Origin of the sequence: Bacillus sp. 41-22 (assembly GCF_025809295.1) — a bacterium.
Taxonomy (GTDB): domain Bacteria; phylum Bacillota; class Bacilli; order Bacillales; family Bacillaceae_G; genus Bacillus_A; species Bacillus_A mycoides.
In genome coordinates this window covers 1,022,026-1,035,013 of sequence record NZ_CP084035.1, presented here as the reverse complement: position 1 = coordinate 1,035,013, position 12,988 = coordinate 1,022,026, and the positions used below count along the sequence as shown (strand labels likewise).

Below are 12,988 nucleotides of genomic sequence, written 5' to 3'. Positions count from 1 at the left end.
AAAAATACTACCAAATGTTTAAACCTTATAAATTTGTGTATGTATAATGTATAAACATTATTTTTAGGGGGATCTATCTATGGAAGAGCACAGCTTTAAAAAGGGAGATTTTGTTCAATTTTCTTATCGACACGATCATGCTACAAAATTAATTGGTTCCATTATTAACATACTAACGAATACAATTGTAGTTGATATAGGTAATAGCGAGGACTTATCTCATATAGAACCGAGGCAGGTCGTAAGAATAAATAATTGTAAAAAAGTAACGATAGCTTAATATGTAATCTCAATCAGTGGGGACATCCTCACTGATTCCTATGTAAAATACATAAAAAAGCATCCAAATTATTTTAATTGGATGCTTTTTTATGTATTTTTATCAGTTTATTAACTTTATAGCTACATATAATAAACTTAAGATTACTATTCATTATCATACTTACGCTTTCCGTAGCATTCTAGAAAAGAATGTAACGATTAAAATAAAGACGATTGCACCTAATAAAGCTGGAAGAATAAAGATGCCTCCCCATTCAGGGCCCCAGTGACCAAATAAAGCACTACCTACCCAAGATCCGATTAATCCGGCAATAACATTACCAACTATACCTAAAGGAAAGTCTTTTCCTGTAATCATTCCAGCTAACATACCAATAAGTCCACCTACAATACACGTAATAATAAGTCCCACAATTAGACCTCCTATATATTTTTATAATGGATTTATCAAGCTTTGGCGTTTAACCAAAGCTTGATAAACATGTATTATTCTTTGTTATCCAATCCATCATTTATCTTTTGTTTCACTTTTCCGACTTTTTCTTTTACAGTTCCCTTCGTCTTCTCCCACTTCCCTTCATTTTTCAACTCTCTATCTTCTGTAACTTCACCAATTCCTTCTTTTACTTGCCCCTTTTTCTTTTCAACTTTACCAGTAATTTGTTCTTTTAGCCCGCTCTCACTCATATTTCCAATCTCCTTTTCGTAATAGATTTGTAGATTTAAAGAGTATGAATTTAAATAGAATACGTGCATCTTCTTTCTTGTAACCATTCACCGACTCTTTCTAAATCCTTAACGAATAACAAGATTTTCCCTTCATCCAGTTTTTCTTCATAAAAGTTAGCTTCTTCCTCATTAAGTCCTAACTCTTGCATCTTATTTCTTAACTGATCTCCCGTTTTTTGAAAAACATTAATAATACTTGTCCCAAGTCCCTCTTCTTTTATTCCAATTGTATTCACGTCTGCATTGTCTGCGATTCTATCTGTCCTTTCTTTCTCATGTGTTAATACGTAAATATCTTTTTGGTCTATTCCTTTCTTCACTAGATCATTCGCTGCATTCATGACCTCTTTCTCCGTAATAAATTCATATACAAAAGGTTTACTATACTTCGTTTCCATCTTTAACTTCCTCCTCTAAAATGAATTATTTGTTATATTATATGTAATACACCCATTTTCGAAATGTTAAACATAAAATATGAAAAAAATTATGTGAATTATGATTTTGATAGAGAATGAACCGCATATTTTTCATATATACGCTTCATATTATTCATACGAACATCATTAAAACTAGTAAACATGTCTCCCTATGATTTACAAAATTATCTCCTTACAATAACTACCTAAAATAACAGAAAATTGTTATAATTAAACGTGAGGAGGGATACTATGAAAAAAATCATATCTATATGCGCTCTAACCGCTCTATCTTTCACTTTAATAGGCTGTACAAGCACTTCTACTACAAATAATACTCCAACAACTAAGCAAGAAAATACGAAAAATGCCATTCAATTAAACTCTGCAGACATTACCAACATTGAGATGCTTAGAACAACAAGTAATACTAGTTCCAAATCTCAAACAGATAACGAGGAAATGATACAATCAATCGCTTCAGCAGTCCAAAAAGGAACACCGAAAACAATCACACTAGATCAAAAAAAGAAACAATCTGCGCATTCTACTATAACCGTTACATATAAAGATGACTCAAAAGAAGAGTTTCTTGTGTGGGTTGATAATACGGAACAAATTACGATTGCTAAAGATGAGAAGAAAGATAAAGTAGAAGCTGTAACGGTGAATATTAAAGGCGCTAAGCTAATGAAGGATTTTTTTAAAAATGATAAAACATAAAAGGATCCCCATCAACTTAAGGATTCAAATTTAGCAAAAAATTTTGTTCAGAAATACTATAAAATTCCAGCCTAATAGGTAAGTGGCGAGACCGTATATTATTAAACTTAAAATGTTTCAAATCGAAGGAAGACACCTTATAAGGTGTCTTTTCTTTATTTACAAAAGGACCTGCTCCATTCATAAATGCATAAAGTAAATTGAATCCGTTAAAACACATGAGTGAACCTTTGTTTTCCCCCTCCTATCTAAAGGAGGAACTATTATGGGCTTTGGTGGTAGTTGTGGCGGCTGTGGCTTCGCTGGAGGATTTGCTTTATTAGTTGTATTGTTTATTTTATTAATCATCGTTGGAGCTGCTTGCTTCTGCTAAAAAACTATCGGAAAAGATCCCCGTGCTAAACAAAAAATAAAATAAGCTGTCCATATGGACAGCTTATTTACATAATTATCGTTCTCGGAAGTAAAGTTTTAAAAGTAATTTATCCATAGTGATATTAAAATTACTACTAACAGGGGGAGCACCACATTGCCATCAACCTAAGCTTTTGAGATACCCCCCATAACGAAATTTTCACCTTTTTACAGTTATTTATGAGAATTCAGCTCATTTTTTCGTTTTGGGGAACAATCAATTTCTTAAGTTGATGGGTATGTGATAATGCTTCCATTTGAACAAATTTTCCTTTTCCATACCGATCACACACCTTTTGTAGAGTAATAGTATCAGCATATCCCAGTTTAAGAGGTTACTTACAAAATATTTAGAATTTTTTTGCGAGAATCCTCCGAAATGTAATACGGACTTTAAATATTTTCATTTATAATTCTCTATTTGTCTATACTTTTCATACCGCTGTTGTATAAGCTCTTCCGAGGATAATAGTATCAATTTTTTTAGAGATGATTCGATTACAGATTCAATCACTTTTGCCTGTGATTTTATATCATTTTGTGCTCCACCTTTAATTTCAGGAATGATTTCATCAATAATTCCTAAATGTTTTAAATCTTTTGCTGAAATTTTCATATGTTCAGCAGCTTCTGGAGCATACTTAGCATCCTTCCATAGGATAGATGCTGCTCCTTCTGGCGAAATTACCGAGTACCATGAATACTCTAACATATGGATATGGTTACCGACACTAATGCCAAGAGCTCCACCACTTGATGCCTCTCCAATTACAATACAAACAATTGGCACTTTAAGTGTAGCCATTTCAAATAGATTTCGAGCTATCGCTTCAGAAATTCCACGTTCTTCAGACCCTTTCCCTGGATAGGCGCCTATTGTATCAATAAATGTAATAATAGGGCGATTAAATTTATCAGCTTGTTTCATAAGTCTTAGCGCTTTTCTATAACCTTCTGGATGTGCCATTCCAAAATTTCTTTCTATATTTTCCTTTGTATTTCTACCTCTTTGATGACCAATAACCGTAACGGGCATCCCTTTAAATTTTGCAATACCACCTATCATTGCTTTATCATCACCATATAATCGATCACCATGAAGTTCGAGAAAGTTTGTAAACAATAAAGGTATATAGTCCAATGTCGTGGGCCGGTTACGTAGCCTTGCAATTTGAACTCGTTGAAAAGGTGTAATATTAGAATAAATTTTATCTTGCATTTTATTTAAACGTTTTTCTAATACATGAATTTCTGGCGATAAATCTACATTATTTTCTTTCATAATTTTCTTTAATTCATCAAATTTCTCTTTTAATTCAATAATAGGACGTTCAAAATCCAAACTCATTTTACCCTCCAAATGTTATGATTTACCTCACTCTAATCAAAAGGCTTAGAAATAGAATCAATAAATAATTCAAAACCATCCACAACTATTTTTTGTTCTGATTCTGATAAATTATTGAGAATACTTTGATAAAATGTAATGGATTGCTCTCTTAAGCAATTAACAGTTATGTGACCTTTTTCTGTGAGGTGCAGAAAAAGTTCTCTTCTATTTTTTTCATTTACTTCACGATAAATAAGCCCCTTTTTTACTAACTTATCTACCAATCTACTTACAGTTGAAGTCTCTAATCTAAGTTTATTGGATAGTTGCCAAACAGTTAATTTTTCCACCTCTAGTTCCTCTAACGCCATCATTTGAGAAGTTGGTAAAGGTTTTTCAAATGGTCCATTGGGCAAATTTTGAGATTCAAAAACCCCAGTTATTATAATCATTTTCTTAATATCTGTTCTTAGTTTTAAGGCATCTTCTCTTTTCAAAAAGGTCACCCTCCTACAATTAATGTATCATACATCAATTGTATTATACATGAATATGTTTTTTTCACAAGCTTAACGTAAGCCAATATTACAACATGGACGAGATATTTCTTCTTGTTAAAATGATATAAGTGGATTGTTTTCTACAAATGGCAGAACATCAATTATGTATCAGGGGCCTTTATGGGGTACCGCTCATCGCAATCAAGCTAAGAAAATAAAACTACCCAAAAAACGAAAATTTTGTGATAACTTGTAACAAAAAACTCATAATTTTTTGGGGGAGTTCTGAATTCTTAAGTTGATGGGCATGGGGGAGCACCAACAAAACGCGAATTTCGTACGCTAAGAGATCATCGGTTTCTTACTGTTTAGTTGTTTCTAGTGGTTGTAGAGAGTCTACTGGTGCACTTTCTCTTTTGCTAAATCGGTATTCTCCTAGAAAGTTAATGTGTTCCCACCTTACTGGAGAACTATGTTTTAATAATTCTTCATCAAATTGTTCTTTTTTCTTCAAAGCTTTTATTGCTTCACTTAAATAAATAATATTCCACATACTAATTGCATTAATTAAGAGGTTTAGTGCACTACTTCTTTGAAGTTGATCTTGTAGCACTCTTTCTCGTAATTCACTATGTTTTTCAAAGAAAATAGCGAAAGGCAAGACGATGAATACATTTACAAAGTGACAAAACTGTAAGAATGCACGAATGTTTGTAAGAAAGTTCGATGTTTTCCTTTTTCATTTTTTATTATAGTGAAAAAGAAGAACGAAATATTCTCTTATGTAGGAAGGAAGATAATAATGATTGATCTATTAAATAAATGGATGTTAGAAAGTACAGGCAATTTCAATATCGTTGTAGGACTTACAGCACTTCTATTTTTGGGTTCAGTAATTGCACTTATTATTATTTACAAAAAAATTGGTAAACCATATGAAAGAACAAATCCTATTTATTTAAAAATTACTTCTCGTATGTTTACTACTCAAATTCTAATGAATGCTATATTTATTTCTTTAGTTGGTAAAGATATTGAGAATTTCCGTCAAATCTTTATATTATTTGAAGCCTTTGTATTCTTCGTTGGAGCTATTTATTCGTTTAAATTATATAGACAAGAATTTAAATAATTTACATTTTTAGTTAATTGTATATTCTATACATATGAGGTTAACATAACGTCTCATTATCGGGATTCAATGTATTTAGAAGACTATTAAAAGTCCTCCAGATTGTTTAACTGGAGGACTTTAGTGTTCACATAATTTTTGTTATTAGAAGTTGATTAATATTAGCTTATTTGTCTTATAAGTTAAATTGAGAACAATTAGATCCCCAAATATTCCAGTTCTTTTTGTATGTTATTTAAAGCAAACCTCTCTTGTTTTTGAAAGGAGTTATTTGGTTCGTTTGAAGATAATCTCCAAAGAACTCGTGTATCCTGCCATTGTTAGAGTAAGGACTTGAACAAATTCCCAACCATCTTCAGCATGTTCGGTAATAATACGTTTATAATCTTCTTTAGGTTGCCCTTTCCATCCACCAATTTCGACTTTCACGAATTTGTAATCGTACATATTCTCCCCCCCTTTTCCTAATTGTACCATTTAGAAGAAGCGATGTATTGTACCTTTTTGACTGTATACTCTATACATGTGAGGTTGACATAACGTAACATTATCAGTAGCAAGAATAAGGAGGAACCCTAATCTCACAAGTAAATCTCCTTTTTTTGTTCTATGGATCTATGCATTTTTTTATACATTCCTATCCTGGCGCGGGTTTTCGGGTTCTCGTTTGTTATTGGATTAGCCGAAAAACTGTATAAAATCTTGCATGCTCTTAGCGGGGTGCCGCCAACAAAACGCGATTTCGTACGCTAAGAAAAAAGCCTTGCTACATAGGTAATGTAGCAAAGCTTTTTTAAGTTGTTTAATTCTCGCTCCACTATCGGCTTTGTTAACTAACACTTTAATTATTTTAACAGCCTTTTGTTTAATTCCCACAAAGCCGTTTTGTTACTATCCCATTTTAAAAGCGTTACGGCTTCCTCAAAGCACAGCCATTTATAATTGAAGTGTTCTTTAGATAATTTAATATTTTTTGTAGGAACTTTAACTCCAAAAGAAAATTCTTTTATTACATAAACATCTTCGCCCCAAAGAAATTCACCAACTACATCCTCTACTGGTAGTGAAGACACAGAATCTAGTTTTATATATGGACTTTCTCTTGTAATACCAGCCTCTTCAAATGCTTCCCGTTTTGCTGATTCAATAGGAGTCTCACCATCTTCTCCACCACCAGCTATTCCTTGCCAATAACCATAATCACTTCGATTAAAAATGGCATATTGAATGGAATCGTCAGTTTTTATATAAGGAAATATCAATACTTGATACGGTGCTCTCATTGCTTAACCTCCTTCCGAAAAAATATGAACAATTTATTCACTAACTTGCTATTTTAGTAAATAAAGTATTTGCATTTAAACTTTATAAAACTCAAATGTATTTTTTTCTAAACATATTGTTTCATTGGAATTTTTGATAATAATATCAAAACGTTGACTATATGGATGCATAAACACTTCATACTGAATCCGACGTTCTTCATGAGACTTCCTTAAGTAATTAATATCGGCTCCTCTTTCAATAATATCACGGCTAGACCTTCTCATTAATTCTGTTTCTCCATCTGTATAGAAGTAAATTTTCAAATCAAATAAATTTGGATTAATAAATGCGACACTCATTCCTTCTACAATCGTCACCTTATTTTTCGTAGAAATTAACTCACTTTTTATATAATGTGTATCCATTGTATAAAAATCTAAACCAGCTCTTACCATTTGAACATCTCTTTCTAACGCAGACAAATGATGGGCTGATGGATGACAAGCTGTCATTTTATCATAATGATTTTCATTCTGATATGTATAGTGGATATTTGTATACTTTCGTACATTTGAACTAACAATGTATGGATCTGTATTAATATAACTCACTTTATTTTGATTTAATTGGTTTATGAGCTTATTGGCGAACGTTGTTTTTCCGGCAGCACCGTGTCCTGAAATGCCAATAACAATCTGTTCATCGGTCATACTAATCCAATTTATAATTTCTTGTAATAACTTTTTCATTATTCTCCCCCTGTTACTAATATACCCCCTTATTTACATCATCTTAATATAGAGGTATCCTACTGTAAAATCATGCATGAAGTGAAAAAAATGGTATGATTATCCATCATATCATCTCTATTTTTAAAAAACTATATTAATTTTCAAAGGATTTTATTGTTATTTGGTGTAGTACCACACGTCCATCAAGCTAATATTTTGAAGTGTCCCCAAAACGAAAATTTTATTATTTTACAGTTGTTTATAAGAACTTAGCTTATTTTCTTTGTTTTGGAGAACTACCAATTTCTTAAGTTGACGGATGTGTAAGGCTGCCTCACAAAGAACAATGTAAAAGTAACATCCATAATTTTGCACTCACCCTATTTTACATTTACTCTGATTCTGTCATTTCATCTATATGAATCTGTTTTCCTGTGAATAGTTTGTAAAACAGATGTGTGCGAATATCTAACAATTTATGTAGCGCATGCCATTGGCTCCAATGGTGTGCGTTTTGATTATATATATGTTTGGAGTGCCGGTGGCACTTTTTCTTTATATCCTAATCAAAAAAACGTAGGCTCATGCATACCGATATTCACCTCCTACCTAAAATTGGTATTTCACACCTTCACATTTTTGAGGAATGAGTCTTTTGTCGGAAAACAATAAAATCTTATTAATTTTTATAATTAGTAGAATTTTTATAGAAATAATCTTCTTAATCTATTAAAATTATATCGATTGATGTCAGATTGTATCGTATGATGTCAGATTGTAATAAGGGGAGAGAAAATTTTATGTTGAAAAAAATCATTCCAGTTGCTTTAGCATTAAGTACAGTTACTTTTTCAAGTGTATTTGCTGCGCCTCCAGCTCAAGCAACTACAGAACCAAACCGCTACATAGATGTACAAATGCTCGGTATTAACGATTTTCATGGGCAACTAGACACTGTAAAGAAAATTAACAATAAAGATGCAGGGGGAATCGAGTACTTAGCGGCTTATTTACGTGATCATGAAAAACAAAATCCGAATACATTAAAGGTTCATGCTGGCGATGTTGTTGGAGCAAGTCCTCCTGTTTCAGCATTATTACAAGACGAACCCACGATTGAATTTCTAAATGATTTAAAATTTGATGTTGGAACCATAGGAAATCATGAATTTGATGAAGGTATTGAAGAAATGCACCGCCTTATTTATGGTGGATACCATGAAAAAACAGGGAATTTTAAAGGAGCAAAATTCCCATATGTTGCCGCAAATTTCTATAATAAATCCACCGGTCGTCTATTTTTACCACCATTTACTATAAAAAAGGTACAAGGAGTTCCTGTTGGCTTTATCGGAGTCGTAACAACAGATGTTCCTAACCTTGTTATGCCCACTATGCTAAAGAATGTAGAAATTACAGATGAAGTTGAAGCCATTAACAAATCCGTAAAGAAATTAAAAGACCTTGGCGTTAAATCTATCGTTGTTCTTGCACATAACGGAGGTACAACAGATGAGAACGGCGTAACAAATGGTGATCTCGTCCGACTAGCAAATGAGACTGATCCAGAAGTCGATGTTATTTTTGGGGGGCATAGCCACACCTATGTAAATGGAACTGTTAATAATAAACTTGTCGTACAAGCAAATTCTTATGGAATGGCTTTTGCTGATGTTGATGTAAAGATTGATCGTAAGACAAAAGATATTGTTGAGAAAAAAGCAGAAATTATTACAACCTACCATGAAGGCATAGAGCCTGATAAAAAAATAAAGAAAAAGATGGAGAAATATCAAGAAAAAATCGCACCTCTTGTCAATGAGGTTGTTGGTAAATCTACAGCTCCACTAGATCGAAAACAAAATACGGCCGGCGAATCTACTCTCGGCAATTTAATCACTGATGCTCAGCGTGCAACAATGCAATCCCAAATTGCTCTTATGAACCCTGGTGGTATTCGTAATGACTTAGATGCTGGTGATATTACATGGGGAGAGGTATATGGCATTCAACCATTCGGAAATCAATTAATAAAAGTTAATTTAACGGGTCAAGACATTCGTGATATTTTAAATCAACAATGGCAAAAAGACATAACAAGAATGCTTCAAATTTCAGGGATTCAATACACTTGGGATGCGAACAAGCCAAATGGAGAAAAAGTCACAAGTATTCGCTTAACAAATGGAGAAGAAATTATTCCTTCTAAAACTTACAGCGTCGTTGCGAACGCATTTCTAGCTTCAGGTGGAGATGGATTTGTGTCATTTAAAAATGGGAAAGATGCTGAAACAGGACCAACTGATTTTGAAGCATTAGTAGATTATATAAAACAAGCAAAAGAACCAATTCAGCCTATTATTGATGGAAGAATTCAAAAAATAAATTAGCTTTTCATTAATCTCAAAATACCTAGATTACCTGTTCGCTATACTTTTTAGTGTGCAGGTAATCTAATTTTTCTTGTGTGGGTTTGAAATAAAGTCCTACCGTGGTCAACGGATTTACCATCGATATGCAAAGTACCGAAAAAAAGTAAAGCCAACAAAAAATAACCCCAAAATCAACTTTTATTGTTTATTTTGGGGTTATTTGACGTTTACATTAATTTGGACCGATTTGAATTATCTGGATATACTTTCCACCTACAATACTATATAGCTCTCACATGTTCAGAAAAACGGCTTTTTCTTTTAAAAACTTTGCTTAACGTACGAAATTCGCGTTTTGTTGGCGCTACACCATCCGCCATCAAGCTAAAATTTTATAGTACCCTCAGAACGAAAAACGTGTACATTTCGCCCGCTTTTTATTGTTTTGGGGGCGTTATAAAATTTTTAAGTTGCTGTGTATGGGGTAGCACCAATTAAGCCTTTACGGGTAGTACTACTCCCTTATAATAAGGATATAATAGGACTCTCAACTTTATTTTCTTTTATTGATGAGATCGCTCATTTAAAATTGCATTATATAAAAACTGTGCATACTGTTCACGTGTTACTTTCATATCCGGAGCAAATTTCCCTTCGCCAACTCCTGCTGCAATTTGGTTCGATTGTACGGCACTAATCGCATCTTTTGCCCATGAGTTCTCTGGAACATCGTTGAAATTATGTGGAGCCTTCACATCTAGTCTAAAAGCTTTCGTAATAACTTGAGCCATTTCTGCACGTGTTAATGTAGCTCTCGGTCTAAAGTTTCCTTGATCATCTCCTTGGAAAACCCCTAGCTTAGTTAAAGCTAGTATTTCCTCAGGAAACATTGTTGAATTTTTATCGATATCTCCGTATGGATTTTCATATTTATCTTGTTTTTCTATATGCAAAGTACGGTAAATTAATGCAGCTACTTGTTCACGTGTTACATTATCACCCATACCAAATATTCCATTCCCATAACCTGCAATAATTCCTTCATTAGCTAAATCATGAATTGCATTAAATGCCCAGTGTCCTTGTGGGACATCCTTAAATATATTTCTATTTACTCCCGCATCAATTGTTAAATCATCATGTAAAAGAGTAATAGCATCTGTTACCCCAGTCTCACTTACATTAGAGTCAACTGTCATATCTTGTCCACTTTGCTTTTGCATGAAGACATACCCGGCAGGCTTCTTTACTTGTACACGATATGTGTTTTCTATTAATCCATCAAACAAGTAATGGCCTTCTTTATCTGTTTTTACTTCTTTTAATCCATTCCCATCTTTATTTAACAGTTGAACACGAACGCCTTCCATTCCTTTTTCACTTTGATCTTGAATACCATTTTGGTTACTATCTTTCCATACTCGGCCACCTAATTTGAGCACATTCGCTTTAATAGGCTTAGAATCAGTTGCTTCCCAAATAGGAGCGGTTAATATTGGATAGTTCAAAGCTTCTATTTTTTGCCGCATTTCTTGCGATGCTTTCAGTCCCCATTGATCAAAAAACGGAAGTACATTTTGTTTCGCTACTTTTGATGTATTATAAATAAATGCTTGTATTTTCTCATCATCCGTCTTTGGAAGTTGATCCTTTGGTAACTCTCGATATAGTTTGTGAAGATTTGGATAAAAATCTTCACCATATGCTAAATGAAGTTGCCAAATCATCACAAGTTTTACAAACAAGTCATCAATATTTTTATAGTCTTTGTCTGTTTGTTTTAAGTACGCGAAAGCTTTATCGTAAACCCTCTCTCGTTCTAAACGTGTTGGTTGATTCGGAAATAATTTCTTTTCTGCAGCTAAAGAGTATAAGTTAACTGTAACTTCAGTCATTCCTCTCAAATCATGATTCCACGTCCATGGGTATTGTTGTCTTGCGTGTCCTGCTTCATGCAGTTGTCCCCATTCAAACTTATTTACATCTAAAGCACTTACAATTGCGCCATTATCAGTAGGAAATACGGCTCCATCCAGACTTGCATACATGTACCCACCCGATGTGTTGTTATGAGGATTTTCTACAAAAGCCCAAATGCGGTGAGTTGGACGATGTAACGGATTAGAGTCTGTTTCAGATAATCCTGATATTTTATCTTGTGCTCGAATCATTTCATCATATTTTTTTAATAGAGGAACAGGATCTTGATCCACGATATATTTCTTGGCACTTTCCTGCGTAACAGTAAGTACTGCTTTCTCTGATTTAAGTTGGACAGCATGTGCATCCGGATACTTGTCCATCATCGCAATCCAATCTGCTTTCGTATGCTTTCCTAATTCGAAGAATGGAACAGGGCTCCCACCTTGTGTTACTTTGACCTTAACTGTCCCTGTATCTTGATGGTTATCAAACCCTAATAAACCACCGTTTGGAGAAGAAATCTTATTCATACCAGGAGAAAGATCAATTTCTTTTCCCCATTCTTTATCATATTGATGTGTTCCAATAATCGCTCTAATATTTTTGGTTCCCAATACTTCAATTGTAACCTCTTCATTCGGTTTTACATAAATTCCTGTTGGCATAAATGTTTTTTGCGCACTTCTTCTTTCTCTATCCGCTTCACTCCCAAAATTACCTACACCTGGAAGATCAAACTCTCTCTGTTCATATTTGTTTGTAGTCTGTTCAGCAACTGTTTCAGCATGGGCAGTCAAGCCACTTGTCATTATAGGTGAAAATAATGTAGTTGTCACAATAGCAGACGTCACAAATACTTTCATAGTTTTTTGAAACATGTAATAATTCCTTTTCTGCATATAAATAACCCTTTCCTTTTCAATTCGTTTCATTAAATTTCTTTCGCTGAATGAATGTAATTGATTTCGATTCCGTTTTTTTCTGAATATTAAATAAATTAATATCTGACCGTTCGCAAACCTTTCTATAGTTTGATAAATATAAAACATACCCGAAGGAATACATTCCCATCCTTGATCATAATAAATAATTACGAAAGTTAGAATTTAGGAATGAAACGAACCCCTTTCATTTTTGCTTATTACTACGAACTTAACATCAAAACAG

General features: G+C 33.4%; 14 protein-coding genes and 1 pseudogene. 5 read left to right on the top strand and 10 right to left on the bottom strand.

Annotated features, from left to right (window positions below):
• The first annotated feature begins 79 nt into the window (after positions 1-79).
• On the top strand, positions 80-280 hold the full coding sequence (locus LCF45_RS05225) for a methyltransferase (RefSeq protein WP_002140674.1): 201 nt from the start codon (positions 80-82) through the stop codon (positions 278-280).
• 162 nt (positions 281-442) lie between these two features.
• Here the strand turns inward: LCF45_RS05225 and LCF45_RS05220 are convergent, their stop codons facing one another.
• The 3 genes from LCF45_RS05220 to LCF45_RS05210 all read right to left on the bottom strand — a co-directional run bounded on the left by LCF45_RS05220 (position 443) and on the right by LCF45_RS05210 (position 1,409).
• The gene (locus tag LCF45_RS05220) at positions 443-694 is read right to left on the bottom strand and encodes a GlsB/YeaQ/YmgE family stress response membrane protein (RefSeq protein ID WP_000522906.1); all 252 of its coding nucleotides are present in this window, start codon (positions 692-694) and stop codon (positions 443-445) included.
• 74 nt (positions 695-768) lie between these two features.
• Positions 769-969, bottom strand: coding sequence for a CsbD family protein (locus LCF45_RS05215; protein WP_078202930.1), 201 nt, complete (start codon positions 967-969; stop codon positions 769-771).
• A 50-nt stretch (positions 970-1,019) separates the two neighbouring features.
• Positions 1,020-1,409: a YflT domain-containing protein gene (locus tag LCF45_RS05210; RefSeq protein WP_000448809.1), complete on the bottom strand. Its 390-nt coding sequence runs from the start codon at positions 1,407-1,409 to the stop codon at positions 1,020-1,022.
• A gap of 273 nt (positions 1,410-1,682) precedes the next feature.
• On the opposite strand from LCF45_RS05210, the gene LCF45_RS05205 reads away from it, so the two are divergent.
• A complete protein-coding gene (locus tag LCF45_RS05205) occupies positions 1,683-2,153 on the top strand; it encodes a hypothetical protein (protein ID WP_016126667.1) in 471 nt (156 codons plus the stop codon).
• A gap of 265 nt (positions 2,154-2,418) precedes the next feature.
• Positions 2,419-2,526 carry a YjcZ family sporulation protein gene (locus LCF45_RS05200; RefSeq protein WP_000505670.1) on the top strand — a complete coding sequence of 36 codons (108 nt, stop codon included), beginning with the start codon at positions 2,419-2,421 and terminating at the stop codon, positions 2,524-2,526.
• A gap of 444 nt (positions 2,527-2,970) precedes the next feature.
• Here the strand turns inward: LCF45_RS05200 and LCF45_RS05195 are convergent, their stop codons facing one another.
• From LCF45_RS05195 to LCF45_RS05185, 3 genes and pseudogenes are all read right to left on the bottom strand, one after another.
• Positions 2,971-3,915, bottom strand: a complete 945-nt coding sequence (locus LCF45_RS05195; RefSeq protein ID WP_000050726.1) for an acetyl-CoA carboxylase carboxyltransferase subunit alpha — start codon at positions 3,913-3,915, stop codon at positions 2,971-2,973.
• A gap of 32 nt (positions 3,916-3,947) precedes the next feature.
• Positions 3,948-4,394 carry a MarR family winged helix-turn-helix transcriptional regulator gene (locus LCF45_RS05190; RefSeq protein ID WP_000817662.1) on the bottom strand — a complete coding sequence of 149 codons (447 nt, stop codon included), beginning with the start codon at positions 4,392-4,394 and terminating at the stop codon, positions 3,948-3,950.
• Positions 4,395-4,758: 364 nt separating this feature from the next.
• Positions 4,759-5,049, bottom strand: a pseudogene (locus tag LCF45_RS05185) (Tn3 family transposase); the annotation flags it as partial.
• Positions 5,050-5,199: 150 nt separating this feature from the next.
• Between LCF45_RS05185 and LCF45_RS05180 the strand changes: the two are divergent.
• Complete coding sequence (locus tag LCF45_RS05180; RefSeq protein WP_002186526.1) at positions 5,200-5,529, top strand: hypothetical protein; 330 nt, start codon at positions 5,200-5,202, stop codon at positions 5,527-5,529.
• Between the two features lie 267 nt (positions 5,530-5,796).
• Here LCF45_RS05180 and LCF45_RS05175 read toward each other — a convergent pair whose 3' ends face one another.
• The 3 genes from LCF45_RS05175 to LCF45_RS05165 all read right to left on the bottom strand — a co-directional run bounded on the left by LCF45_RS05175 (position 5,797) and on the right by LCF45_RS05165 (position 7,544).
• Positions 5,797-5,976, bottom strand: coding sequence for a DUF4177 domain-containing protein (locus tag LCF45_RS05175; protein WP_002186527.1), 180 nt, complete (start codon positions 5,974-5,976; stop codon positions 5,797-5,799).
• 398 nt (positions 5,977-6,374) lie between these two features.
• Positions 6,375-6,812 (bottom strand): NUDIX hydrolase, encoded by a 438-nt coding sequence (locus LCF45_RS05170; protein WP_001202613.1) that lies wholly within the window; start codon positions 6,810-6,812, stop codon positions 6,375-6,377.
• 75 nt (positions 6,813-6,887) lie between these two features.
• Entirely contained in the window at positions 6,888-7,544 is a 657-nt protein-coding gene (locus LCF45_RS05165) for a uridine kinase family protein (protein ID WP_003193613.1), read from the bottom strand.
• Positions 7,545-8,326: 782 nt separating this feature from the next.
• Here LCF45_RS05165 and LCF45_RS05160 point away from each other — a divergent pair.
• Positions 8,327-9,916, top strand: a complete 1,590-nt coding sequence (locus LCF45_RS05160; RefSeq protein WP_263894638.1) for a bifunctional metallophosphatase/5'-nucleotidase — start codon at positions 8,327-8,329, stop codon at positions 9,914-9,916.
• Between the two features lie 545 nt (positions 9,917-10,461).
• Here the strand turns inward: LCF45_RS05160 and LCF45_RS05155 are convergent.
• Positions 10,462-12,753 carry a M60 family metallopeptidase gene (locus tag LCF45_RS05155; RefSeq protein WP_263894637.1) on the bottom strand — a complete coding sequence of 764 codons (2,292 nt, stop codon included), beginning with the start codon at positions 12,751-12,753 and terminating at the stop codon, positions 10,462-10,464.
• Positions 12,754-12,988: the final 235 nt, after the last annotated feature.

Coding starts and splice junctions, on each gene's coding strand:
- LCF45_RS05155 (WP_263894637.1), bottom strand. CDS start 12,753: ATGAAACGAATTGAAAAGGAAAGGGTTATTTATATGCAGAAAAGGAAT.
- LCF45_RS05205 (WP_016126667.1), top strand. CDS start 1,683: ATGAAAAAAATCATATCTATATGCGCTCTAACCGCTCTATCTTTCACT.
- LCF45_RS05170 (WP_001202613.1), bottom strand. CDS start 6,812: ATGAGAGCACCGTATCAAGTATTGATATTTCCTTATATAAAAACTGAC.
- LCF45_RS05215 (WP_078202930.1), bottom strand. CDS start 969: ATGAGTGAGAGCGGGCTAAAAGAACAAATTACTGGTAAAGTTGAAAAG.
- LCF45_RS05165 (WP_003193613.1), bottom strand. CDS start 7,544: ATGAAAAAGTTATTACAAGAAATTATAAATTGGATTAGTATGACCGAT.
- LCF45_RS05200 (WP_000505670.1), top strand. CDS start 2,419: ATGGGCTTTGGTGGTAGTTGTGGCGGCTGTGGCTTCGCTGGAGGATTT.
- LCF45_RS05225 (WP_002140674.1), top strand. CDS start 80: ATGGAAGAGCACAGCTTTAAAAAGGGAGATTTTGTTCAATTTTCTTAT.
- LCF45_RS05180 (WP_002186526.1), top strand. CDS start 5,200: ATGATTGATCTATTAAATAAATGGATGTTAGAAAGTACAGGCAATTTC.
- LCF45_RS05175 (WP_002186527.1), bottom strand. CDS start 5,976: ATGTACGATTACAAATTCGTGAAAGTCGAAATTGGTGGATGGAAAGGG.
- LCF45_RS05210 (WP_000448809.1), bottom strand. CDS start 1,409: ATGGAAACGAAGTATAGTAAACCTTTTGTATATGAATTTATTACGGAG.
- LCF45_RS05195 (WP_000050726.1), bottom strand. CDS start 3,915: ATGAGTTTGGATTTTGAACGTCCTATTATTGAATTAAAAGAGAAATTT.
- LCF45_RS05160 (WP_263894638.1), top strand. CDS start 8,327: ATGTTGAAAAAAATCATTCCAGTTGCTTTAGCATTAAGTACAGTTACT.